The 23,448-nt window shown below is 70.7% G+C and carries 24 protein-coding genes; 17 read left to right on the top strand and 7 right to left on the bottom strand.

All coding sequences use genetic code 11. The annotated features are described in order from the left end of the window. Nucleotides 1-3: 3 nt before the first annotated feature. Nucleotides 4-834 (bottom strand): NAD-dependent epimerase/dehydratase family protein, encoded by an 831-nt coding sequence (locus ACFWN2_RS34640; protein ID WP_382434693.1) that lies wholly within the window; start codon nt 832-834, stop codon nt 4-6. A gap of 85 nt (nt 835-919) precedes the next feature. On the opposite strand from ACFWN2_RS34640, the gene ACFWN2_RS34635 reads away from it, so the two are divergent. Next, nucleotides 920-1,552, top strand: coding sequence for a ScbR family autoregulator-binding transcription factor (locus ACFWN2_RS34635; RefSeq protein WP_382434692.1), 633 nt, complete (start codon nt 920-922; stop codon nt 1,550-1,552). Between the two features lie 203 nt (nt 1,553-1,755). Here the strand turns inward: ACFWN2_RS34635 and ACFWN2_RS34630 are convergent, their stop codons facing one another. After that, on the bottom strand, nt 1,756-2,679 hold the full coding sequence (locus ACFWN2_RS34630) for a ScbA/BarX family gamma-butyrolactone biosynthesis protein (protein ID WP_382434691.1): 924 nt from the start codon (nt 2,677-2,679) through the stop codon (nt 1,756-1,758). Between the two features lie 262 nt (nt 2,680-2,941). Between ACFWN2_RS34630 and ACFWN2_RS34625 the strand changes: the two genes are divergently transcribed. The 11 genes from ACFWN2_RS34625 (at nt 2,942) to ACFWN2_RS34575 (ending at nt 13,177) form a co-directional block, all read left to right on the top strand. After that, complete coding sequence (locus ACFWN2_RS34625; protein WP_382434689.1) at nt 2,942-3,934, top strand: aldo/keto reductase; 993 nt, start codon at nt 2,942-2,944, stop codon at nt 3,932-3,934. A 30-nt stretch (nt 3,935-3,964) separates the two neighbouring features. Next, nucleotides 3,965-4,657, top strand: a complete 693-nt coding sequence (locus ACFWN2_RS34620; RefSeq protein ID WP_382434688.1) for a hypothetical protein — start codon at nt 3,965-3,967, stop codon at nt 4,655-4,657. 24 nt (nt 4,658-4,681) lie between these two features. Next, nucleotides 4,682-5,344: a hypothetical protein gene (locus ACFWN2_RS34615; RefSeq protein WP_382434686.1), complete on the top strand. Its 663-nt coding sequence runs from the start codon at nt 4,682-4,684 to the stop codon at nt 5,342-5,344. Beyond that, the gene (locus ACFWN2_RS34610; protein ID WP_382434685.1) at nt 5,341-6,828 is read left to right on the top strand and encodes an MFS transporter; all 1,488 of its coding nucleotides are present in this window, start codon (nt 5,341-5,343) and stop codon (nt 6,826-6,828) included. Before ACFWN2_RS34615 ends, ACFWN2_RS34610 begins: the two co-directional genes overlap by 4 nt. 23 nt (nt 6,829-6,851) lie before the next feature. Then, on the top strand, nt 6,852-7,802 hold the full coding sequence (locus ACFWN2_RS34605; protein WP_382434683.1) for a ScbA/BarX family gamma-butyrolactone biosynthesis protein: 951 nt from the start codon (nt 6,852-6,854) through the stop codon (nt 7,800-7,802). Beyond that, nucleotides 7,799-8,749: a beta-ketoacyl-ACP synthase III gene (locus ACFWN2_RS34600; protein WP_382434681.1), complete on the top strand. Its 951-nt coding sequence runs from the start codon at nt 7,799-7,801 to the stop codon at nt 8,747-8,749. The genes ACFWN2_RS34605 and ACFWN2_RS34600 overlap by 4 nt, the downstream gene beginning before the upstream one ends. Next, nucleotides 8,742-8,969: an acyl carrier protein gene (locus ACFWN2_RS34595; RefSeq protein ID WP_382434679.1), complete on the top strand. Its 228-nt coding sequence runs from the start codon at nt 8,742-8,744 to the stop codon at nt 8,967-8,969. The genes ACFWN2_RS34600 and ACFWN2_RS34595 overlap by 8 nt, the downstream gene beginning before the upstream one ends. Beyond that, nucleotides 8,969-10,186, top strand: a complete 1,218-nt coding sequence (locus ACFWN2_RS34590; RefSeq protein WP_382434677.1) for a beta-ketoacyl-[acyl-carrier-protein] synthase family protein — start codon at nt 8,969-8,971, stop codon at nt 10,184-10,186. The genes ACFWN2_RS34595 and ACFWN2_RS34590 overlap by 1 nt, the downstream gene beginning before the upstream one ends. 26 nt (nt 10,187-10,212) lie before the next feature. Continuing rightward, nucleotides 10,213-11,628: a 3-hydroxyacyl-CoA dehydrogenase NAD-binding domain-containing protein gene (locus tag ACFWN2_RS34585; RefSeq protein ID WP_382434675.1), complete on the top strand. Its 1,416-nt coding sequence runs from the start codon at nt 10,213-10,215 to the stop codon at nt 11,626-11,628. Further along, nucleotides 11,625-12,251 (top strand): thioesterase II family protein, encoded by a 627-nt coding sequence (locus tag ACFWN2_RS34580; protein WP_382434674.1) that lies wholly within the window; start codon nt 11,625-11,627, stop codon nt 12,249-12,251. The genes ACFWN2_RS34585 and ACFWN2_RS34580 overlap by 4 nt, the downstream gene beginning before the upstream one ends. A gap of 113 nt (nt 12,252-12,364) precedes the next feature. Then, a complete protein-coding gene (locus ACFWN2_RS34575) occupies nt 12,365-13,177 on the top strand; it encodes a DNA/RNA non-specific endonuclease (RefSeq protein ID WP_382434673.1) in 813 nt (270 codons plus the stop codon). Here ACFWN2_RS34575 and ACFWN2_RS34570 read toward each other — a convergent pair. Together ACFWN2_RS34570 and ACFWN2_RS34565 are read right to left on the bottom strand one after the other, a co-directional pair. Then, nucleotides 13,167-16,031, bottom strand: coding sequence for an NACHT domain-containing protein (locus tag ACFWN2_RS34570; RefSeq protein WP_382434671.1), 2,865 nt, complete (start codon nt 16,029-16,031; stop codon nt 13,167-13,169). The two genes, ACFWN2_RS34575 and ACFWN2_RS34570, sit on opposite strands and share 11 nt — an antisense overlap. Nucleotides 16,032-16,083: 52 nt before the next feature. After that, nucleotides 16,084-18,018, bottom strand: a complete 1,935-nt coding sequence (locus ACFWN2_RS34565; RefSeq protein ID WP_382434670.1) for a helicase-associated domain-containing protein — start codon at nt 18,016-18,018, stop codon at nt 16,084-16,086. Between the two features lie 76 nt (nt 18,019-18,094). On the opposite strand from ACFWN2_RS34565, the gene ACFWN2_RS34560 reads away from it, so the two are divergent. Further along, nucleotides 18,095-18,742: a DUF2461 domain-containing protein gene (locus ACFWN2_RS34560; RefSeq protein WP_382434668.1), complete on the top strand. Its 648-nt coding sequence runs from the start codon at nt 18,095-18,097 to the stop codon at nt 18,740-18,742. Here the strand turns inward: ACFWN2_RS34560 and ACFWN2_RS34555 are convergent. Continuing rightward, entirely contained in the window at nt 18,690-19,034 is a 345-nt protein-coding gene (locus ACFWN2_RS34555; RefSeq protein WP_382434666.1) for a VanZ family protein, read from the bottom strand. The genes ACFWN2_RS34560 and ACFWN2_RS34555 overlap by 53 nt on opposite strands. A gap of 64 nt (nt 19,035-19,098) precedes the next feature. On the opposite strand from ACFWN2_RS34555, the gene pyk reads away from it, so the two are divergent. The 3 genes from pyk (at nt 19,099) to ACFWN2_RS34540 (ending at nt 21,936) form a co-directional block, all read left to right on the top strand. Beyond that, nucleotides 19,099-20,523, top strand: a complete 1,425-nt coding sequence (pyk, locus tag ACFWN2_RS34550; protein ID WP_089917150.1) for a pyruvate kinase — start codon at nt 19,099-19,101, stop codon at nt 20,521-20,523. Between the two features lie 142 nt (nt 20,524-20,665). Beyond that, nucleotides 20,666-21,586, top strand: a complete 921-nt coding sequence (tesB, locus tag ACFWN2_RS34545) for an acyl-CoA thioesterase II (RefSeq protein ID WP_382434664.1) — start codon at nt 20,666-20,668, stop codon at nt 21,584-21,586. 2 nt (nt 21,587-21,588) lie between these two features. Then, nucleotides 21,589-21,936 carry a nuclear transport factor 2 family protein gene (locus tag ACFWN2_RS34540; protein ID WP_382434662.1) on the top strand — a complete coding sequence of 116 codons (348 nt, stop codon included), beginning with the start codon at nt 21,589-21,591 and terminating at the stop codon, nt 21,934-21,936. A gap of 6 nt (nt 21,937-21,942) precedes the next feature. On the opposite strand, the gene ACFWN2_RS34535 is transcribed toward ACFWN2_RS34540, so the two are convergent. Continuing rightward, complete coding sequence (locus tag ACFWN2_RS34535) at nt 21,943-22,452, bottom strand: Lrp/AsnC family transcriptional regulator (protein ID WP_382434660.1); 510 nt, start codon at nt 22,450-22,452, stop codon at nt 21,943-21,945. 60 nt (nt 22,453-22,512) lie between these two features. Here ACFWN2_RS34535 and ACFWN2_RS34530 point away from each other — a divergent pair, with 60 nt between their 5' ends. Beyond that, the gene (locus ACFWN2_RS34530; RefSeq protein ID WP_382434658.1) at nt 22,513-23,106 is read left to right on the top strand and encodes a LysE family translocator; all 594 of its coding nucleotides are present in this window, start codon (nt 22,513-22,515) and stop codon (nt 23,104-23,106) included. Here the strand turns inward: ACFWN2_RS34530 and ACFWN2_RS34525 are convergent. Next, entirely contained in the window at nt 23,089-23,391 is a 303-nt protein-coding gene (locus ACFWN2_RS34525; protein WP_382434656.1) for a DUF2218 domain-containing protein, read from the bottom strand. The two genes, ACFWN2_RS34530 and ACFWN2_RS34525, sit on opposite strands and share 18 nt — an antisense overlap. Between the last annotated feature and the right edge of the window lie 57 nt (nt 23,392-23,448).

The raw sequence follows: 23,448 nt of genomic DNA, 5'->3' as shown, positions 1-23,448 counted from the left end.
GCCCTAACCGGGCGATGTGGTCGCCGGGAACGCCCGGTCGAACTCGGGGCCGGGCTCCACGCCGGTGAGCTGCCAGATCCGCTCCGACCGGTACCAGTGGTCCTCGGTCATCATCGCCAGGTGCCGCTCCGGCACACCCGTGCCCTGACCCCGGCCGTCGGGAACCGGGTCGCCGAACACCCGTGCCACGGCCCGCGCGATCACCCGCGCGGGCCTTGGCCGCGGGTGGTTCGCGTGCAGGACGAGCGGCCCCTGCAGATCGGCGACGGCGAGCGCCGCCATCAGTTCGCCCAGGACGGGCGCGGCGATCGTCGAGATCAACGCGCTGCCGTCACCCGGCCAGCCGCCCAGCGTGCGCACGAGGTGCCGCACGGCGGGCGCGAACCACCTGTCTCCCTTGCCGTGGACCAGATGCGGCCGCACGACGACGCCACCGGCGGCCAGGACCGCCTCCTCGGCAGCGAGCCTGCTGCGGCTGAGCGCGGACACCGGTGCCGGCGTGAGCGCACCCTCCGGCACGTCCCGATGCGGCCCGTTGCCGTAGACCGCCGCGGTGCTGAGGTAGACGAACCTGCGGCCCGCCGCGGCCCGGACGAGCGCTTCGGTGCCACGCCGGTTGACCTCGTCGCACATCTGCTCGTCGGACCCGATGTACGACGCCGCGTGCACGACGGCGTCCACGCCCTCGCAGGCGGCGGACAACGTGGCCGGCCGGGTCAGCTCGATCGGGAAACCGGCGCCCGTGCGGGTCGCGTAACGGACCGGCGATCCGGTCAGAGCGGTGCGGATGTGGCTGCCGATGAAGCCGGTCGAGCCGGTGAGCAGGATCATCATGGTCCTCGGAGGCGCGGGCGCCATTGGGAAAAAACCAACCGTACGGTACTTTACAAGTCTGTCCGTGTGGTGAATGGAGCGTGACGTGGCCAAGCAACTCAGGGCCGAGTTGACCAGGGAGTCGATCGTCGTCGGCGCTGCCGAGACCTTCGAGCGGTTCGGCTACGGGAGCGCCAGCCTGAGCGACGTGATCGCACAGGCCAAGGTCACCAAGGGCGCGCTGTACTTCCACTTCAGCTCCAAGGAGGAACTCGCGCGGGCGGTGATCGACGCCCAGCACGAGATGACGATGGCGTCGGTCAAGGAGATCCTCGAGCGCAAGGCGCCCGCGCTGAACCTGTTGATGGGGCTGTCGAGGGAGATGACCAGGCAGCTGCTGGAGGAGCCGGTGGTGCGCGCCGGGGTGAGGCTCACCCTGGAGCACGGCACGTTCCGCACGATCAGCGACCCCTACCGCGAGTGGATGGACACCACCGAGCAACTGGTCCGCCGGGCGCAGGAGGAGAAGGACGTCAGGGACGGCATCTCGCCGGAGGAGGTCGCGCGGTTCTTCGTCGCCGCGTTCACCGGTGTGCAGCTCGTGTCGCAGGTGATGACGAACCGCCGCGACCTCGGCCGCCGGGTGCACGAGATGTGGCAGCTGTTGCTGCCCGCGCTCGTGCAGCCCCGCAAGCTGCCGCACTTCCACAACCTCGCCGCGACCGAACTGGGGCAGTGAGTGGCTTCGGCCGCTGGCGAAGCCACTCACGCCGCAGGGTTGCGGTTGAAGCTGCCGGATTGCGTCTGATGCCACTGACCTGCGCCATTGGCCTGCGGCCACCAACTGCCAGCCACCGGTCTGCGGCCATCAGCCACCGGGTCTGCGTCGCTCGCCCACGCCACCGCCCCGACCGATCCCTCGGCCTCCTGAACCACCCAGGCTCAGGCGGCCATCGTCAGCACGGCCTCGGCCGCGACCTCCCCGTCCTGGACGGCGCGCACGGACAGCACCGCCACCGCCGGGGAGAGCCACTTCAGCACCTCGGCGCTGACCAGGCACTCCCGGTCGAGCTCCAGGAACCGCGGGAACGACGCGTCGAGGTCCAGCGGCTGTGCCGCGGGCCTGCCCAGCACCGCGCGGCCCGCCTGGCGCATCGCCTCCAGCGTCACCATGCCCGGCACGTGGTCGAGCGGGTGGTCGAACAGCACCGGGTGCCCGGTGTGCACCCGCAGCGGCCACGTCCAGCGGCCGGCGGGTTCGCCGAGCACCACGTCGTCGTCGCCGGTCACGCCCACGATCTCCGGTGTGATCGGCGCCGGTGAGCAGGCGGGGCCGGGCAGGCGCGGGTCGCCGCCCCAGCGCAGCCGCGCGTACACGCCGGGGCCGGCCACCCGGACCCAGCCCGAACCGGTCGCGATCCGCACGCCGTTGCGGCGGAACGTCATGTCGAGCCGCATGCCGTTGACGCCGCGCGCCCTGCGCAGCACGTCAGCCACCTCTACCTCGATCAGCAGGTCGGCCGGTTCGTCGCCGACCGCCATCTCGTCCTGGTGGACAGCCAGCGTCATCCGGTCCATCAGGAAGCTGTGTCCGAGAGGGACGTCGTAACCCTTGTGCGCGAGCAGGATCCCCGCCTGCCGCACGGTCTCGGCGACCAGCATCGGGTCGTGCCTGCCGCGGCGCGGTGCGTAGAAGCTGTGGCTGCGCGGCCATTGCGCGCCGACCAGGAACGAGTCCTCCCCGACCCGTGCCCAGTCGGTCAGGAACACCTCTGCGAGCGCCTTGCGGTGCACCAGGTCACGCGACACGCACGAGTTGAACGAGACCAGGCCCGATATGTCCCACGGCGTCTCGACGGTCGTCATTGCAGTTCCCCCATGTCTTTCCCCCATTGGTCGTTCGGGGCCGACGCTAGCAGAAGAAAAACCGACCGAAAGGTTTCTTGGGCAGCTCGGGTGGCCGCAGTTGACCGTGACCCTCGCCACCTCGCTGCCTGCATATGTCCTGAGCTGCGGGCTTTGGGTGAGTGCAAGCGGAGTAGTGGGGCGCGGGACACTGTTTGGTTGACAAAACGGGGCGGTTGGTTTGTTATGGAGACACCGGTGACCGAGCAGGGAGTGGAAAGTCATGGATCAGCGCAGGATCGGGGCTCGCGGGCCGCTGGCGGGGGCCGTCGGTCTCGGGTGCATGGGGATGTCGGAGTTCTACGGGCCGTCCGACGAGCAGTCGTCGCTGGACACCGTCCGGGCCGCGCTGGACCTGGGCGTCTCCCTGATCGACACCGCGGACATGTACGGCAGCGGGCACAACGAGGAACTGGTCGGCCGTGCCGTCAAGGGGCGCCGGGACGAGGTCGTGCTCGCGACCAAGTTCGGCATCCGCCGCAACGGCGAGGACCCGCGCCTCGGACGGCTCGTCGACTCCAGCCCGCAGTGGTGCCGCGAGGCGGTCGAGCTGTCGTTGCGCCGGCTCGGCGTTGATCACATCGACCTGTACTACCTGCACCGCCGCAACCCGGAGGTGCCGATCGAGGACACCGCCGGCGCGATGGCGGAGCTCGTGGCGGCGGGCAAGGTGCGCCACATCGGCCTCTCCGAGGTCAGCGTGGACACGTTGCGCAGGGCGCACGCCGTGCACCCCGTCGCCGCGCTGCAGACCGAGTACTCGCTGTGGACCCGTGACGTCGAGGACGAGGTCCTGCCGGCCGTGCGCGAGCTCGGCATCGGCCTGGTCGCGTACTCGCCGGTGGGCCGCGGCTTCCTGACCGGCAAGATCACCGCGCCGTCCGACCTGGACGAGACCGACTTCCGGCACTCGCACCCGCGGTTCCAGGAGGAGAACCTCGTTCGCAACCTCGCGCTAGTGGAGAACCTGCGCGCGCTCGCGGAGGCGTTCGGGTGCACTCCCGTGCAGCTCGCGCTCGCCTGGTTGTTGTCGCGCGGCGAGGACGTCGTCCCCATCCCCGGCACCCGCCGCGTCCGCTACCTGACCGAGAACGCCGCCGCGGCCGATCTCGTGCTCGACCCCGCGCAGATCGCCGCCATCGACGAGGCCGTGCCCGCGCACGCCGTGTCCGGGCCTCGTTACGACCCGGCCGGCATGCGCACGCTCGGCCACTGATCCGCTCCACCACAAGACGAAGGAAACGACGTGACCAAGCTCAGCCAGCTCAAGCTCGCCGCCGTCAACATCGACGGCGTCCTGCTCAACGACACCTTCTCCCCGGTGATCTACGACTTCATCGTCAAGCGCGGCGGCACCTACACCGCCGACACCGAGCGGTCGATCTTCTCCCAGCCGCAGCTCGCGGCAGGGCAGGGCATGGCCAACGCCGCGCGCATGCCGTGGACCGCGCAGGAAGCGCTGAAGGTCTACTTCGAGGAGCGCGACGCCTACGTCGCCGACCACCCCGTCCGCCTCCTCGACGGCGCGATCGACCTCGTGCGCCGCCTGCGCGACCTCGGTCTGCAGACGGTCTCGTACGGCGGTCTGGGCAAGGAGCACTTCGACCACTTCCTGGCCGACCACCTCGACCTGTTCGACGGTCCGAAGTACGTGTGCACCAACGACTTCCGGCCCGGCATCCGGGAGATCACTACGGAGGTCTTCGACCTCAAGTCCGACCAGGTGCTGTTCATCGACGACGTCGCCCGCGTCGCCGAGATCGCCAAGGCGCTGAACGTGCCGTTCATCGGCCACCCCAGCGACTTCGAGCACTCGTTCCAGCCGCAGCTGATGGCCGAGACCGGTGCCCGTTACGTCGTCGACGACCTCGCCAAGATCGACGACGCCATGCTGCGGCGGATCGACGCCGAGGCCGCCACCGGGTCCGTCTGGGCCTGATCCGACATCCGCTGGGGGACAAGGGTGATCGTCAGGACATCGGGCACCGTGCTGCTCGACTTCGACGGGGTGATCAGTCCGAACGCGAGCGAGCTGCTGCTCGGCGCGTTGCACGGGGCGATCAACCGGCACACACCTGTGCCGTTCGAGACGACCGCGTTGCTGTTCAAGGCGATCACCACCTTCCCGGCACGTGCCGGTCTGGGGATGGTGTTCGACGGGCTGGGCCTGGGGGAGCGGTTCGCCGAGGAGTCCGCCGCGATCTGGCAGGCGACCGAGGTCGGTGGCGTGGAGTTCGCACTGGCCGAGGGGATCGGGGAGTTCTGCGCGGGCAGGACGGTCCGGGTCTGCTCCACGATGGACGCTTCGACGCCACGCCGCGCGCTCGTCGACGGGCTCTTCGGTGACGAGGACTTCCTGCCGATCGGCCACCGTTCGAAGGCCGACGCGGCCACTTTCACGGCGTTGCGGGAAGAACTCGGCGAGCTGCCCGGCCCGTGGGTGCTCGTCGACGACTCACCGCTCGCGCTGCGGGCGGCCAAGCTCGCGGGCCTCACCACCGTGCTGATGCGCGGCAACGTCTTCACGCCAGAGGACACGACTCCGTTCGCGCCCTTCATCGACGCGGAGGTGAGCTCGTTCGCCGAGCTCGCACCGCTACTCGAAACCACCGAGGTGTTCTCATGAGTTCAGCTGTCGTCGCTGAGCACCAAGCCCCGGCGCGGGCGGGCTCGACCCGCACGCTCGCGGCTGTCGCGCTGGCCACCGTGATGCTGCCGATGGCGGTGACCGGACCCGGTGTCGCCCTGGGCGAGCTCGCCTCGTCCGTCGGGGCGTCGGCCGGCGCGGCACAGTGGGTGCTCAACTCCTACAACATCGCGTTCACCGCCTTCATGCTCGCCGCCGGGTCGCTCTCGGACCTGTTCGGCCGCCGTCGCGCGCTGCTCGCCGGGATCGGGGTGTTCAGCCTGGCCTCGCTCGTCGCCGGGGTGGCGCCGTCGATCCTGGTCGTCGACGTCGCCCGTGCGGTGCAGGGGCTCGGTGCGGCCGCGATCCTGACGTCCGGTTCGGCGATGCTGGCGCAGACGTTCAGCGGTGCAGCGCGCGCCAAGGCGTTCGGTGTGCTGGGCGCGTCGCTCGGCTTCGGTCTCGCGCTCGGCCCGGTGATCTCCGGCGCGCTGCTGGCCGTGTCGAACTGGCACGCGATCTTCCTCGCGAACGTCGTGCTGGGCGTGATCTCGTTCGTGCTCGCCTGGCCGCTGGGCGAAACGCGTGATCCGGGCGCGCGCGAGGTGGACGTGCCCGGCATGGTGCTCTTCACCGCGGCGCTGTTCCTGCTGACGTTCGCGTTCCTGCAGGGGCCACAGCACGGCTGGCTGAGCGTGGCGACGCTGTCCTGCCTGGCCGGCAGCGTGGTGGCGCTCGGGTTGTTCGGCTGGGTCGAAACCCGCGTCAAGCACCCGATGTTCGACCTGAAGCTGTTGCGCCGCAAGACCTTCATCGCGGTGATCATGCAGCCGATGAGCATCGTGTTCACCTTCGCCGCACTGCTCGTCTACCTGCCGCTGTACTTCCAGGGCGCCGGAGGGCTGTCGCTGGCCGCGTCCGGTGCGATCCTGCTGCCGTTGACGCTGCCGGTGCTGGTGCTGCCGCTCATCTCCGGCGCGCTGGCCGCCCGTGTGTCACCTCGGGTGCTGCTCGCGGCGTCGCCCGCGATCCTCGCGGTGGCGCTGGTGGCGCTGACCCAGGTCCGGCCGGGCGGTTCGACGGCGTGGCTGGTCGGGTCGCTGCTGCTGGCCGGCGTCGGCATCGGTCTGGCGTTCGGCGTCATGGACAACGCCGCGGTCAGCGTGGTGCCACCGGAGCAGAGCGGTATGGCGTCCGGCATGTTCAACACCATCCGGCTCACCGGCGAAACGCTCGGCATCGCGGCCGTGGGCGGGGTTCTCCTGACGCTCACGCAGGGGTCGAGCTCCGCCGGACCGGCGGACGCCGTGGTGCAGGGCCGGCTGGAGACGGCGCGGACCACCTTCGGCGACCAGGTCGCGCAGCAGGCGGTGGACGCCTACGTCAGCGGCTGGCACGTGGTGTTCGGCGGCATGGCCGTGCTCGCCGCCGCCGGTGCCGCCGCGATCTACCTGATGGTCTCCGATCGCGATCTCGCGAGCTGACATTTCTTTCTTGGGGGGAAGAAGTGACGATTCCGCACGCCGACCTGCGACCGCGGATGGCGGTCCTCGACCGCACCCGCACCGTCGACCGGACACTGCTGCACCGCACGCACCTGTCCGAAGTGTTCCTGACCGACGCGGTGGAGGTGGACGCCGACCGGTACCTCACGGCCGCGCACCTGCCTCCGTCGCACCCCTACTACACCGACCACCTGCTGGCGCCGGGGGTGCCGGACCCGTTGCTGCTGCTGGAATGCACGCGGCAGGCCGAGACCTACGGGGGACACGCGTTCCGCGAGGTGGGCTTCGACCGGAAGTTCATCCTGCTTCGCTGGACGCTGGACCTGCCGGGACTCGCGTCCGCTCCCGCGGGGCACGAGCTGACCATGGTGACCACCACCTCGGGCCGCAAGGGCACGGGGCCGAGGATCCGGGCGCTGACGTACGAGACCGAGCTGTACCTGGGGGACCACCACCTGGGCCGGACCGTGATCGACGTGGGCTACCAGCCCGCCGAGTCGTACCGGTACCTGAGGTCGCAACGCCGGGGGACGCCGCCGCCGACGTCCGCCGCGGCGGGCCTCGCGATCACTGCGGGCACACCTGCCGACCCGTTGGTCGCGGGCCGCGGCCGCACGGACAACGTGCTGCTCGTCGACGTCGCCCTGGAGGGATCCGAGCTGAGCGCCGGGGTGCGCGCGGTGACGGCGAACCCGAGCATGTTCGACCACGCGCAGGACCACCTGCCCGGCATGGTGCTGGTGGAGGCGGCACGGCAGGCGGCCGTCGCGGTGGCCGGAGCCACCCCGTCCGCTCTGCTGACCGGGATGGACCTCGAGTGCCACCGGTACGCGGAGCTCGACTCGCCGCTGCGGGTGATCGCCCACCGCGGTGCCGGCCGCACCGAGATCCGGTTCGAACAGGACGGCGAGGTCGTCGCGACCGGTGGCGTGCGACTGGTGGTCGGGTCGTGACGCGCGCGGCCGTGCTGTGCGGTCTCGGCTCGTCCGTGCCACCGACGATCGTCGGCAACGAGGAGCTGTCCGCCGAGCTCGACACCTCGGACCAGTGGATCCGCAGCCGCACCGGCATCTCCCAGCGGCACATCGCCTCCGGACTGTCCACTTCGGACCTCGCGGTGCTGGCGGGCAGGGAGGCGCTGGACTCGGCCGGTGCGGACGGGGTCGACGCGCTCGTGCTCGCCACCAGCACGCCGGACCGGCCGTGCCCTGCGACCGCGCCCGCGGTCGCCGCGGAGCTCGGACTCGGTGAGGTCGCGGCGTTCGACGTCGCGGCCGTCTGCACCGGGTTCGTCTACGCGCTGGCGAGCGCGGCGGGGCTGATCGCGACCGGTGTCGCCGACCGGGTGCTGGTGATCGGCGCGGACACGTTCTCGACGATCCTCGACCCTGCCGACCGGACCACCAGGGCCATCTTCGGCGACGGGGCCGGCGCGGTGGTGCTGCGCGCCGGACGTGCCGGCGAACCCGGCGCCCTGCGGGGCTTCCAGCTCGGCAGCGACGGGTCGCGGGCCGATCTCATCACGCAACGCCGCGGCGGCTACTTCGAGATGAGTGGACGCGAGGTGTTCACGCAGGCCGTGCTGCGAATGGCGGAGTCGGTGCGCCAGGTCGTGAAGGAGGCGGACTGGGAGCTCGCGGACGTCACGCACGTCGTGGCGCACCAGGCGAACATCCGCATCCTGCACGCCGTCGCGGACCAGCTCGGCCTCCCGCGCACGCTGATGTCCAGCAATCTCGACCGGGTCGGCAACACCGTCGCCGCGTCGATCCCGCTCGCCCTCGCCGACGCCGCCCTGCCCGCGGGCGCGAAGGTCGTGCTGACCGGCTTCGGCGGCGGGCTCACCTGGGGGTCCACGGCGCTCACGTGGCCCGTTCTCGGAAAGGAAACCGATGTCTGACCTGCACCACCGCCTCGTGACCATGCTGATCGACGACCTGGGCGTCGAGGACCGCGCGGCCGAGCCCGGCATCACGTTCGACGAGATCGACGTCGACTCGTTGCTGCTGGTCGAGTTCGCCCTGCTGATCCGCCGCGAGTTCGGCAAGGAGCTGCCGGAGGGCTCGCTCACCGCGGACAGCACCGTCGCCGACGTCGTCGGCATGCTGCGGGAGGCCTGATGTTCAACGCGGCGATCACCGGCCTGGGTCTGGTGACCCCGGCCGGGATCGGCGCCGACGCCAACTGGGGGCGGATCAGCGCCGGTGGCACGGCCGCCTCCAGGGACGCGGCGCTGGAAGGGCTGCCCGTCGACTTCTCCTGCCGGGTACCGGACTTCGACGCGACAGCGCTGCTCGGCAGGGCGTCCGCCCGGCGGCTGGACCGGTTCGTCCAGCTGGCCGTGGTCGCGGCCCGTCAGGCCGTGCGGTCGGCCGGACTCGATCCGTCCACCTGGAACGGTGCGCGGGTCGGGGTCGTGCTGGGCAACTCGCTGGGCGGGCCGGCCACCACCGAGGAACAGCACCGGGCGTTCCTCACCGGCGGACCCGAGGACGTCTCGCCGCTGACCGTGCCGAAGTCGATGGTCAACATGGTCGCCGGCTACGTGGCGATCGACTGCGGCGCGACGGGACCGAGCCTGGTCACGGCGACCGCCTGCGCTTCGGGCGCCACGGCCGTGGGGATCGCGCGCGAGTTGCTGCGGTCCGGTTCCTGCGACGTCGTGCTGGCCGGTGGCACGGAGTCCGCGCTGACCGCGGCGACGGTGACGAACCTGCAGAGGATGGGCGCGCTGACCGCGCGGGTGCACGAACCGGAAGCCTCCTCGCGGCCGTTCGACGCGGCCAGGGACGGCTTCACGCCGGCCGAGGGCGCCGGGATCCTCGTGCTGGAGCGGGAGGAGGACGCCCGCGCCCGCGGCGCCTCGGTGGTCGCCTGCGTGTCCGGGTACGGGGCGGCGTCGGACGCGTTCCACGCGACGCGCCCGCACCCGTCCGGTGCGGGCGTGGAACGGGCGTTGCGCGCCGCTCTGACCGACGCGGGGATCGAGCCCGCGGACATCGGGCACGTGAACGCGCACGGGACGTCGACGCCGATGAACGACGCCACCGAGGCGTTGGCGCTGACGAGGGTGCTCGGCGTGGGGACGCCGGTCACGTCTACCAAGGGCGTCACCGGGCACACCCTCGCCGCCGCGGGGAGCATCGAGGCCATCTACACCGCGCTGTCGTTGCACCACGGTGTGGTGCCGCCGACCGCGAACCTCGAGTCGCTGGACCCGGCGGTCGAACTGGACGTGGTGGCGGGGGCGCCGCGTCCGCTGCGGGCGAGGGCCGCGGCCTCCACGTCGCTCGGATTCGGCGGCCACAACGCGGCTCTCGTGCTGACGGCCGTCTGAAGAGGACATCTACCAGGGGGGAAGTCATGCACACCGAAGTTTCTCCGTTCCCGGAGGTGGGCGTCGTCGGTGCGGGACCGGCGGGCCGCCGCCTCGTGGACCTGCTCGCGGCGAGCGGCCGCCGGGTCGTCGTGCTCGGCCGCGGGTTCACCGCGCGGGACGTCGCCAGGTGCGGGCTCGTGATCGCGGCCGTGCCCGGTGCGGCCGAACAGTCCGTTCTCGACGAGCTGGACCGCCTGTGCTGTGAGACCACGGTGCTGGCGACGACCGCGGTGCCGGCGGGGGTCTCGCCGCCGCGGCCCGACCGCTTCCTGGCCGTGCAGTTCTGCGGCCCGGCGGCGCGCACGACCGTGCTGGAGATCAACACCCCGGCCGGGGCACCTCCGGCGCTCACCGCCGTGGCGGACGCGTTCGCGGCCGACCTCTCCCGCACCGGGCCGCGAGTGAGGTCCGGCACTAGGTGCGCCGAGGCCGCCAACGCCGTCGTGCTCGCGATGCTGCGCGACGCCGCCGGCATGGTCGCGGAGGGGTACGTCACCGCCGAGGACCTCGACGCGGCCATGCGGGCGGGTGCGGGCATGGCGGTCGGGCCGATGGGGCTGGCGTCCGAGTGGGGTCTGCCACCGGTCGCGGCGGCCGACGTCGTGCCGCGGGCATCGGGCACGCCCAGGACCGTGCGCAAGATCGCGGTGGCCGGGACCGGCACGATGGCGCAGGGCATCGCGCGGGTCTTCGCCTCCGCCGGCTTCGACACGCTTGTCGTCGGCCGCAGCGCGGACCGCCTGGCCGGTGACGGGTTCGCGGTGAGCACCGACTACGCGGCACTGGCCGACCGGGACCTCGTGGTGGAGGCCGTCGCCGAGGACCTCGCGGTGAAGCGGGAGGTCATGGCGCTGATCGACCTGGAGTGCCGGCCGGGCGCGGTGCTCGCCACCACGACCTCCAGCCTGCCCGTGGTCGAGATCGCGCTCGCGACCTCGCGCCCGCACGACGTGGTGGGCCTGCACTTCTTCAACCCGGCGCCGGTGATGGAACTCGTCGAGGTCGTGCGCACCGGCCACACGGGGGCGGACGTGCTCGCCACGGCCCTGCGGGTGTGCGCGGACCTGGGCAAGCTGCCCGTGGTGTGCGGTGACCGCGCGGGGTTCGTCGTCAACCGTCTGCTGTTCCCGTGCCTCAACGCGACGCTCGCGTCGCTGGACGGGCTCGACCCCGGCGCCCTGGACGCGGCCGTGCGCGCCGCGCTGGGCCTGCCGCTCGGACCGTTGCGGCTGCTGGACGTCGTCGGCACCGACATCGCGCTGGAGATCCAGCGCAGCCTGTGGCGGGCCACCCGCGGCAGCGCGCCGGCCTCGGTGCTGGAACGCCTGGTCGCCGACGGTGTGCTGGGCAGCAAGAACGGCCGCACCGTCCGCAAGGCACTGACCGGGGCCCGCGCATGACCGCGTGGACCGCACCGCTGCGGGTGACCGCGTTGCCCGCCAGGGCCCGTCTCGTCGTCTTCCCGCACGCGGGGGCGGGTCCCGGCGCGTACCTGCCGCTTTTGCGCGACCTGCCGCGGCACGTGGAGGTGCGCGGTGTGACGCTGCCCGGCCACGAACGCCGCCGCGGTGAACCGGCGGGCACCACTGCCTCGGACGCCGTCGCGCGCATCACGGCGGAACTGGCCGCGCTGCGCCGGATCCCGACCGTCTTCTTCGGGCACAGCCTCGGCGGCACGCTCGCGCTGGCGTGCGCGGCGCAGTGCGACGCCCTGGTGGTGAGCGGATCCGTGCCGCCGAGCACCAGCCGCGTCCCGCGGGCCGACCTGTCCGAGGAGGACCTGGCACTGGCGCTCGAACTGCTGACCGAGCATCGCCGCACGGTCGCGGCGGTCCCGTTGACCGCGCTGGTGGGCGCCGAGGACCCGGTGGTGCCGGTGGAGCTGGTCTCGTCGTGGGAGAACCACACCCGTGCGCGGTTCCGCCCGGTCGTGCTGCGGGGAGGGCATTTCTTCCCGTTCGTCCCCGCACGCCGCGAGGAGGTGTGCCGGGAGATCGAACACGCGGTGCTCGCCGCCGTGTGAGGACGGGAAGAATCGAGGAGAAGGGTGGATGAACACTGGGCCGTTCGGGTGCACGTGGCTAACGGCCCTGTGGGAGAAGTCGACCCTGCAGGTGAACCAGTAGGGGGCGACACATGACCAGCGCAGGGTTTGACGCGAAGTTCCTCGGCACCACAGCCGGCATCCCGGTCCTGACCGAGTCGGGCGCGGCCGACGCGGTGGAGCTCGACGGCGAGACCACGATCGACTACACGCACTTCTCGCTCGCGATGAGCAAGTCCCGCAAGTTCGCGAGCTGGGTCGCGTGGAACGTGGACGGTGGCGAGCTGAAGGCGTTGAGCCGCAGCAACATCCCGTTCGTCAAGGACCCGCGGGTCCCGGCCGAGTTCCAGACCGGCGACGAGCTCTACCGCGACAACAGGCTCGACCGCGGCCACCTCGCCCGCCGCGCCGACCTGTGCTGGGGCCCGAAGGCCGAGGCGCAGAAGGCGAACAAGGACTCGTTCTTCTTCACGAACATCACGCCGCAGATGGACGACTTCAACCAGAGCACCAAGGAAGGGCTCTGGGGGCGGCTGGAGGACGCCGTGCTCGCGGACGTCGACGTCGACAACCTCAAGGTCAGCGTCTACGGCGGTCCGGTCTTCAACGCCGACGACAGGGTGTTCCGCGGCGTGCCGATCCCGCGTGAGTTCTACAAGGCGATCGCGTTCGTGGTGGACGGAGAGCTGCGGTGCAGCGCGTTCCTGCTCACCCAGAACATCGTCCTGGCCGAGGCCCTGGACCTGGACGAGTTCCGGGTGTTCCAGGTGTCGCTGGGCGAGCTGGAGAAGCGGCTGAGCTTGACGTTCCCTGCCGAGCTGCACACGGCGGACACGGCGTCGGTGCAGCTGCTGGAGGAGACCGAGCGCAGGCCGCTGGACAGCCTGGCGGACATCAGGTGGTGATCGTCAGACCTGGCAACGCCTGACGCATTTCTTCCAGCCGGGGCAACGACTCCGGCTGGTGCACCACCAGGTGTTCCAGCGCCGGCAGCACGCGCAGGTCGTCCGCCGCCGGCACCCCGAACACCTCCAGCGTCGTGATGGTCGGCCACCGCTGCAGCCCCGCCAGCGGGTAGGGCGGGCGGTGGTCGATCGCCAGTTCGCGCAACGCGGGCAGTGCGGGCAACGAGGAGAGCCCCTCGTCGGTGGCCGCGTCACGGATCTGCAGTCGTCGCAGGGTGCCGCCCTCCAGTGACGCCAGGTCCACCCGGCTGAAGTGCAGGTGCAGCTCGTCGAGGTCCCTCACCGGCGCCAGGTCGATCCGGCCGAGCGGACGGCACCGGCTCAGGTGCAGCTCCTTCAGTGACCGCGACAGGCCCAGTGGCGAGAGGTCGCGCATGACCTCGTTCTGCCACAGCTCCAGCCGGTGCAGCGACGGCATGGCGGCCAGCGGGTCGAGCGGGTTGATGTTGCCGATGCACCGCACGTACCGCAGCTTCTCCAGGTGCATGATGAACTGGATCCGGTGCCAGCCGCGGACGTCCACCCGCCGGTCGCCGAAGTCCACTTTGGACAGCACGGACCTGGCGTACTGCTCCGCGTCCGGGGTGTTGCGCCACGCCCGCAGCAGCTCGTCGATGACCATGGTGTGGTCGACGTCCACGAACTCCGCGATCCGCTCCCACGCGCCCTCGCCGCCGATGTTGGCCAGCGTCCGCACGATGTACGCCGCCTCGTCGGAGGCCTCGGGGCCGGGGAGCAGGTCCACCACGAACGACCCGGCCTCGGACAACGCGTCGGCGTGCGCGAAGCTCGTCGGCGGGATCAGCGCGGCTGCCGCGGCCGTCACCTGGGCGCGTGCGGTCTCCGGTTCGATCACGTCGGCCTGGTCGAGGCACGCCAGCGCGAGCAGCCGCAGCTTGTCGCGGCCGCGTTCGTCCTTGCGCGTGTCGTCGTTGCCCGCCAGCAGGTCCATCAGCACGCGGGCCCGTTCGCGGGGACGGGCGTGCGCGACGGCCATCACCACGACGTCGTGCCACTCGTCGAGATGTGCCCTGTCCACCAACAGGTTCAGGTCGCCGGCGTCCACGACCTCCTTGGCGGCCAGGTAGTCCCGGAACGTCCGGTGCACGAACTGCACGCGTTCCGACGACACCTCGCGCAGCAGCCCGGCCCGTTCGAGCAGCCGCTGCATCGCGTCGTCCGGGTCGATGTCGTGCGACCGCAGCCCGCGCATCGCGTTGCCGAGCCGGTGCACGGCCTCCTCGCGCGGCACCATCAGCTCCCGGTTGCGCACCAGCGAGTACGCGAACCGTTGCAGCAGAACGAGCTGCTCCTCCTTCGAGAACGACGGCAGCGCGAGCCCGCGGTCCTCGTCCCACCGCACCAGCAGCAGGTCCAGCGCCGCCTCGTACAACGACCGGCGGTCGCGCGGCAGGTGCATGTTCCGGTCCTGGTGCAACGCGCACAACAACCCCGCGAGCAACGGGCTCGACGCCAGCCGCCGCAGGTCGGGACGTTTCGCGAGGGTCGCCACCAGCCGCGCCTCGCAGTCGGTCAGCCACACCCGCGCGTCACGGGAGATCCCGGGCTCGTCGCGGGCGGCGGTGTGCCAGGCCTCCACGAAGTCGCGAACACCCTTGTCGCTCAACGGCAACAGGTCGAACGCGGCGAAGTCCAGGTCCTCCAGCCAGTCCTCCGGCACCGCCGCCGGACGGGTCGTGATCGCGTAGCGGGCGTCGGGATAGGCGGTGACCAGCTTCTCCAGCCACAGCCGGGCCTCGGCCCTCCGCTCCCACACCAGCTCGTCCACGCCGTCGACCAGGACCAGCGCGCGACCTTCCTTGAGCCGCGCGGTGACCCACCCCGACGGCTTCTCCTCCTCGATCATCGAGGCGGTCGTCGAGATGAACTCCTCCGGCTTCGGCAGCGTCGGGTACTGCCGCAGCGGCACGAAGAACGGCACGAGCCCGAGCCACTCGTCGCCCGAGGTCCGCGCCTGACCCAGCGCGTTCATCGCGAGCCAGCGCAGGAACGTCGTCTTGCCCGCGCCCGCGCCGCCCCGGATGAGCACGCGGGGCGTGTCCGCGAGCGCCGACGCGACCGGCAGTCCCGCCCCGGTCAGTTCGTCGGTGTCCCCGACCCGCGCCACCGCCAGCGAGACGTACGACGAGTCGAACGAGTGCCTGCGCGGCGCCCGTCCGCGCGACACGCCGAACAGCTCCAGCCCGCCCAGCGCGTGTGCGACCTGGTCGGCGTAGCGGTCCTCGAAGTCCCGGTGCGACGCCGTCAGCGCGAGTTGTTGCTGGTCCGCGAGCCGTGCGACGGCGTCGGCGGTCGCCCGGCCCATCCGGAACATCTCCACCGCGAGCCGCCGCGCGTACTCCGGCTGCGACCACACCAGTTCGACGACCGCGACGCACACCCGCAGCAGCAACGCGTCGTAGACCGCCGTCGCCGGGCCGGAGAGCCCCGCCGCCCGCCGGATCGCCTCCGACCGCGACAGCACGTGGGCCCGCAACGACTCGGGCGTCAGCATGACCTTGAGCGCCTCTTCCGGGCGCAACGGCAGCGAGGCCTCGATCGACTCGCGCACCGCGTCCACGGCGGCCTGCCACTCGTGCTCCTCGACGGTGCTCAGCTCACCGCGCGCGAGCTCCGCGCTGACCCGCTCGACCAGCGGCCCGGGCCTGGTCAGCTCGCGCTGACGCTTCTTGTCCTTGGCGCCCTTGTGCACGACCTCGAACAGACCGAGCAGCACGCGCTCGAGCACGGTCTCCAGCACCATCAGCAGTCCGGCGGAAAACGGGTCGGCCACACCTCCAGTATTCGCACGTGATCACCGGAGGGGGACGGACTTCACCAGCTGTTCATCCGTGCTGTTCGAGGTCGGGCAGGGCGACCTTGCGCACGTGGCCGATGTCGAACTCCCTGCTCGTGCCGTCCTCGCAGTCCGCGCTCACCACGCCTTCGAGGTGCTTGGTCGGCACGATCACGTGCGTCTCCGTCCTGCGCGGGCCGGTCGCGTACTTGATCTCCACGCGACTGCCGTCGACCAGCGCGGACGACAGCAGCAGCACCTCCTCGTCGCGCAGGAAGACGTTCTGGTCGCGCAGCATCCGCGCCGCGTTGGCCCGCGGTGTGCCGCGCCCGACGCTCGGCCGTTCCTGCTCCACCAGCCGGACCGCGAGCTGGGTCAGCTCCAGGTCGTCCATCTCGGTCCGCCACCAGCGCTCCGGCCTGCGTTCGCCGCGGGCGGGGGCACGCAGCCGCTCCACACTCTCCACAATGGACTTCTCGCCCGCGTCCAGCCCGGTCGGCGCGTACCCGCACCGGCGCAGTGCCACGAGGGTCTCCGCCATCGGCCGGTCCGACGCCAGCACCGTCGGCGCGAGGAACCGCAGCTTCAACGACCCCAGTCGCTTGGACTTCACGATCTCCTGCAACAGCGAGGGATCCGACGCCCGCACGCAGCTCGCCACGTCCGTCACCGTGAGCTGGCCGTGCCGGCGCGCCACGTCCCGCACCTGGTAGCCGATCACCTGCGGCAACGCGACGTCCGAGACCGCGGACAGCCTCGCGAGCACCTCGTCGGCGGACAGCCCCGAGTCGAGCGCGCGCCGCACCGACCCCGCCGACAGCCGCCACACCCGTGCCGCGTCGTTGTCCTCCAGGTCCGCCACCAGGTTCAGCGTCGCGCTCAGCTCCGGCGACGGCAGCCCGTTCACCACCGCCGTCATGTCCGTCTGGAACGCCGCCTTCTCCGTCGCCGGGGGCATCAGCTCGCCGGCGGCCGCCTCGACGTCCCCGTCCTGGAGGACCGCCACACCTAACGGCGTGAGCGCGCCACCCGCCACGAGCCCCAGTGATTCCATCTCACCGACCACAGCGGCCGTGGCCCGCAGGTCGTGCACCGCGGGGCGTTCCCAGGCCAGGTCCTCGACCAGTTCGGTGATGTCGGTGAACGCCTCCTGCGCCGAGAACCGCTCCAGCGCGCTGCGCCGCAGTTCGAGCCCGGCGGCACCGGTGTAGTCGCGCAACGCCGCCCGCGCCTGGTCCGGTTCCGGGCGCCAGTCCATCCGCCGCCACGCCCCGGTCAGCGCCGCGAGCCGCGGTCCCGGTTGCGAGTCGAGCCACGCGTCACCGTGCCTGGTCGGCAGCAGCCGGGAGCGTTCGACACCGACGAGTTGCGCCTCGGCCGCGAGCTCCAGCCACAGCCGCAGCACGCCGTCCGGGACCCGCAGCGCCCGCGCGACCCGCCGGATCTCCACGGTCGCCACGCCGCCGGTGTACCGGGCGTCGAACGTGTCCTGCTCACAATGCGCCAGCAAACGCGCCACCCCGTCCACAGTGGACATCGCGGCCACGATCGGCGAGGTCTCGGACGCCTTGCGCTTCCGCGGTGTCCTCGGCCGCAACGTCAGCTGGCCCTGCACCGCGCCGGTCGCCCGCACCGAGTTCACCGCGGCCAGCTTCGGACCCTCCGGCCAGGCCAGCGCCCGCCGCTTGAGCTCGCCGAGCGCCCGTTCGAAGTCGCCGACCGAGCACCTCAGCTCGGCGCACACCGTGTCGATGGTCCCGGCGTTGCCCTGCGCGACGATCGCGCCGAGCACGTCGAGCGCGCCCTGGTCCAGCGTGTCCTCGGCCGCGTGCACCGAGTCGGAGTCGGTGAGTTGCGTCGCGAGGTCCTTCAGCGTGCGGATGTAGCGGTCGGCGACGTCTCGGCGGTGCACGAGCACCGCGGCCACCTCGTCCGGCCCAAGTTGGAGGAGCCAGGTCGCGAGCGCGTTGATACGGCGTGGCATTCGTCGGATTATGGCCCCGGTTGTGTGTCCTCAAACGAATTTTCACGCACATGGGCGATCGGCCTAGGCTGACTCGGTGACGTTCGACGGTTTTGGCGAGTACGCCATCGACTTCTACGACGGCCTGGTTCTGGACAACTCGAAGGCGTACTGGGACGACAACAAGGAGACCTACCTGCGCGACGTGCGCGCCCCGATGGAGGCGCTGCTGCTCGCGATGGAGAAGGAGTTCGGCGAGGGCAAGGTCTTCCGCCCGTACCGCGACGTGCGGTTCGCCAAGGACAAGACGCCGTACAAGGACCACTGCGGCGGCGTGATCGAGAAGGGTCGCGGTGGCGGCGCGTACTACGTGCAGCTCAGCCCCGAGGGCCTGATGACCGGCGGCGGCTCGTTCCACATGCAGTCAGACCAGCTGGCGCGCTACCGCGCCTCGGTCGACGCGCATGGGATCTTGCTGCGCAAGATCGTGGACAAGCTGGTCAAGCAGGGCTGGACGGTCGCCGGTGACGTGATGAAGTCCAAGCCGCGCGGGTTCGCGGACGACCACCCGCACCTCGACCTGCTCAAGCACCGGTCGATCTACGTGCGCAAGGTCTGGGAGCCGGACGACGTGCTGCACGAGCCGGGCTGTCTCGACAGGGTGCGCAAGTCGTGGAGGCAGCTCAAGGACTTCAACGCGTGGTGCGAGGACCACGTCGGCGTGAGCGAACAGCCGCGGCGATAGCCCAGCCGAGGCCGATCCCGAGCACGTCCACCAGGGCGTCGAGCACGTCACCGCTGCGGTGCAACGGCGTGATCAACTGCTGCAACACCTCCGAAACGCCTGCGTAAACCACCAGCCACAGCAAAATGCGAGGAAGTTTCGCGTACAGGCCGGTGAACGCGAGGAGCGCGAACAGCAGGGTGTGAACGACCTTGTCCGTACCCGGCGGGGAGCTCGGCACACCTGACTCGGGGGTGAACAGCACGATGACGCTGAGCAACCCCGCGATTACGAATGGCAGCACTCGACCCATTGTCGAAACATTACCCAGGAGTAGTTCGGGATCGGTCCAGGAACGGGGTCTACTCTCTCTAGACGTGAGTCGACGCGCAAAGATCGTCTGTACCCTCGGTCCCGCCACTGGCACGCCGGACAAGGTCCGCGACCTGGTAGCGGCCGGTATGGACGTGGCCAGGATGAACTTCAGCCACGGCAGCCATGCCGACCACAAGCAGGTCTACGACATGGTCCGCGCCGCAGCCGACGAGTCCGGCCGCGCCGTGGGCATCCTCGCCGACCTCCAGGGCCCCAAGATCCGCCTCGGCCGTTTCGCCGCGGGTCCCGTGGACTGGAACACCGGCGACGTCGTCCGCGTCACCGTCGAAGACGTCGAAGGCACGCACGACCGCGTGTCGACGACGTACAAGGAGCTCGCGAAGGACGCCAAGGTCGGCGACCGCCTGCTCGTCGACGACGGCAAGGTCGGCCTCGTGGTCGTCGACGTCGAAGGTTCCGACGTCGTCTGCGAGGTCACCGAAGGCGGACCCGTCAGCAACAACAAGGGCCTCTCGCTGCCCGGCATGGACGTCTCCGTGCCGGCGCTGTCGGAGAAGGACATCGAGGACCTCGAGTTCGCGCTCTCGCTGGGCGTGGACTTCATCGCACTGTCGTTCGTCCGCTCGCCCGCCGACATCGACCTGGTCCACCAGGTCATGGACCGCTCGGGCAGCAAGCGCCTCCCGGTGATCGCGAAGATCGAGAAGCCGGAGGCCGTGGACAACCTCGAGGCCATCGTGCTGGCCTTCGACGGCGTCATGGTCGCCCGCGGTGACCTGGGCGTCGAGCTGCCGCTGGAGCACGTGCCGCTCGTGCAGAAGCGCGCGATCCAGATCGCCCGCGAGAACGCCAAGCCGGTCATCGTCGCGACCCAGATGCTCGACTCGATGATCACGAACTCCCGCCCGACCCGCGCCGAGACGTCCGACGTCGCGAACGCGGTGCTCGACGGCGCGGACGCCCTGATGCTGTCCGGTGAGACCTCGGTCGGCCGCTACGCCATCGAGTCCGTGCAGACCATGGGCCGCATCATCGAGGCCGTCGAGACCGAGTCGGTCGTCGTGCCGCCGCTGACGCACGTCCCGCGCACCAAGCGCGGCGTGATCTCGTACGCGGCCCGCGACATCGGTGAGCGCCTCAACGCCAAGGCCCTGGTCGCGTTCACGCAGTCCGGCGACACGGTCCGTCGTTTGGCGAGGTTGCACACGCACCTGCCGCTGCTGGCGTTCACGCCGGAGCCCGCGGTGCGCTCGCAGCTCGCGCTGACGTGGGGCACCGAGACGTTCCTGGTGCCGCGCGTGGAGTCCACGGACGAGATGGTCCGCCAGGTCGACGTCGCCATGATCGAGATCGGCCGCTACCAGGCCGGTGACCTGATGGTGGTCGTGGCCGGTTCGCCTCCCGGCACCATCGGCTCGACCAACCTCATCCGCGTGCACCGGCTGGGCGAGGACGACCACGCGTAAGTGGTTCGCCTCTCAGCCTGAGACGTCGTGATGCCGGCCCCGCTCCCTCATACTGGACGTGTGAGGGAGCGGGGCCGGTGCCGTGTCGGGACGTGGCAGCGGACTCGTCGCCCACTTCCTGAGCCGCTAGGAGAGTTGTGCCGTGACTGAGGCCGCCCGTGCCGCCGCGTCGAGCCCGTCCGGTTCGAGTGGACAATCCGCAGTGGACGACCTGGTCGCGTTGCTCGACCTGGAACGCATCGAGGAGAACATCTACCGGGGAGTGTCACCCGCCTCGTCGCCGGTGCGCGTCTTCGGTGGCCAGGTAGCGGGCCAGGCCCTCGTCGCCGCCGGCCGCACCGTCCCGGTCGAACGACGGGTGCACTCGCTGCACTCGTACTTCATCCGCCCCGGCGACCCGCGCGTGCCGATCGTGTACGAGGTGGACCGCATCCGCGACGGCCGCTCGTTCACCACCCGCCGCGTCGTGGCGGTGCAGCACGGCAAGGCGATCTTCGCGCTGTCCGCCTCGTTCCAGATCGAGGAGCGCGGCAACGAGCACTCGTCGGCCATGCCCGAGGTGCCGGACCCCGAGTCGCTGCCGACGTGGAACGAGGCGGCCGAGGGCTACGGCCTGCACACGTCCGACTTCCCGCGCCCGATCGACGTCCGGTACGTGAGCGAGCCGCCGTGGGAGTCGCGTGAGGACGGTCCGGGCGAGGCAGCGTCACGGGTGTGGATGAAGGCCGACGGCAAGCTGCCGGACGACCCGTTGCTGCACCTGTGCGTCATGACCTACGCCTCGGACATGACGCTGCTGGACGGAGTTCTGGCCAAGCACGGCGTTTATTGGGGTCTGGACAAGGTTCTCGGGGCCTCGCTGGACCACGCGATGTGGTTCCACCGGCCGTTCCGGGCCGACGAGTGGTTGTTGTACGACACCGCTTCGCCCTCTGCTTCGGGGAACCGCGGGCTGGCGACCGGGCAGTTCTTCTCGCGGGACGGGGAGCTGGTGGCGACCGTGGTGCAGGAGGGGCTGATCCGCGTGATCAAGCCGTCACCCGGAGAGGGCACGCAGGTGTAGCGGTGCCGCCGTCAGGCGCGCCGGCCGGCAGCAGTGCCGCGCCGGACAACACGGCCTTGGAACAGCAGGTGCGCGCGTACTCGACCGCGTTCCTCGCGGGCGACGGCGATGCGGCGTACGACCTGCTGTCGCAGCGGTGCAAGGAGCGGAACACGCGTCCGAACTTCGTGACGCTCGTCCAGCAGGCGGGGACGACGTACGGCCCGCAGGAGATGCGGTCGTTGAAGGTCGACCAGGCAGCGGGAGATCTCGCCCGCGTGACCTACACCTATGACAGGGCCGAGCTGGACCAGCGCGGTGAGCCGTGGGTTCGTGAGTCCGGCGTGTGGCGGATCGACGACTGCGGCTGACCCGCGTTAGTCGGTGCGACGCCGCCGGTGAGTCGGTCGCAGGTTCGCCGGCGGCGTCAACGCGCGGGTCTCCACCCGCTCCAGCACCACCGACGAGGTCAGGTTCCGCACCTCCGTCCGCGACGCGATCTTGTCCATCAGGAACGCCTGCAGGTGCGTCGAATCGGCAACAGCGATGTGGATCAGGAAGTCGGCCTGCCCCGACACGTGGAAGATCGACCGGGTCTCCGGCTGCGCCATCACGAACGCCCGGAAGCCGGCCACGACCACACGGGTGTGCGGCCGCACGTTCACCGAGATCACGGCCTCCAGCGGCAGTCCGGTGGTGGCGGGATCCACCACCGCGTGGCAGCCCGTGATCACCCCGAGGTCCCGCAGCCGCCGCACCCGTTGCAGGCACGAGGAAGGCGCGAGTCCGACGATCTCGGCCAGCGACCGGTTCGGCAGGGTCGCGTCGTTCTGCAACTCCTCCAGGATGTGCCAGTCGACCGAATCCAGTTCGGCTTGTTCGCGCATAACCGAACATCGTACTGACCTGCTGGAACTCACACGAACAAAGCACAGATGATCTGCGCCATGCACATCGCGTGGACGTCGTTCCTGCTGGCACTCGTGGTCATCACGGTCGTGCCCGGTCCCGACTTCGTTCTGGTCATGGGGAACGCGGTCAGGAGCCTCGGGAAGGGCGTCGAGGCGGCGCTCGGCGTGCTGACCGGGCTGCTGATCCACGGGACGCTCGCGACGGTCGGGTTGTCCGCGCTCGTGGCGGCGGCGCCGACGGCGTTGTTCGTGGTCAAGGCGATCGGCGCGGCGTACCTCGCCTACATCGGGTTCATGACGCTGAGGACGGCCAGCAGGCCGCTCGCGGAGCAGCCGCAGCAGAAGAACGTGTTCCTGCGCGGCATGTTGTGCGACCTGTTGAACCCCAAGGTGATGCTCACGTTCCTGAGCCTCATCCCGCAGGCGATGGACCCGAACGCCGCGCCCCTCCCGCAGGCCGCGCTCCTGAGCGCCGTCACGGTCGGGGTGTTCGCGGTGTTCTGGGTGATCGTCGTGCCGAGCGCGCGTCAGCTGGGCAGGCTGCTCTCCAGGCCGCGGACGCGCGCGCACTTCGAGCGGGTGTGTGGGACCGCTCTCATCGGGCTGGCGGCGTCAGTTCTCGCTACCTGAGTCCCACGTGACGGTCAGCTCGTCGCGCGTTCCGAAGCGGACGAGGTGGCGTTCCACGACGTCGCGCAGCCTGGCCGTGTCCTCCTCGGACGACGCCACGACGCGCATGATCAGCGCGTCGTCCGCCGCCTCGAACTCCGCCAGGCCGGCCGAGAAGCGCACGAAACCCTTCGTGTCCTCCCAGGACCCTTCCAGGTCCTTGTGCGTGAAGTGCTTCACCAGCTGCGAGCCGTACCTGGAGGCGCGGTCGGTCGCCGAGCGTCCCACGCTCGTGAATTCCGTCATGAAGCCAACTTACGCCTAGGCGTACGTACCGGCACGTGACGCGGTTCACCTGCCAAA

It is taken from the genome of Lentzea sp. NPDC058436 (assembly GCF_042721515.1).
Classification (GTDB): domain Bacteria; phylum Actinomycetota; class Actinomycetes; order Mycobacteriales; family Pseudonocardiaceae; genus Lentzea.
The sequence above is the reverse complement of the archived record's forward strand: the minus strand, read 5'-3'. Positions and strand labels throughout refer to the sequence as shown.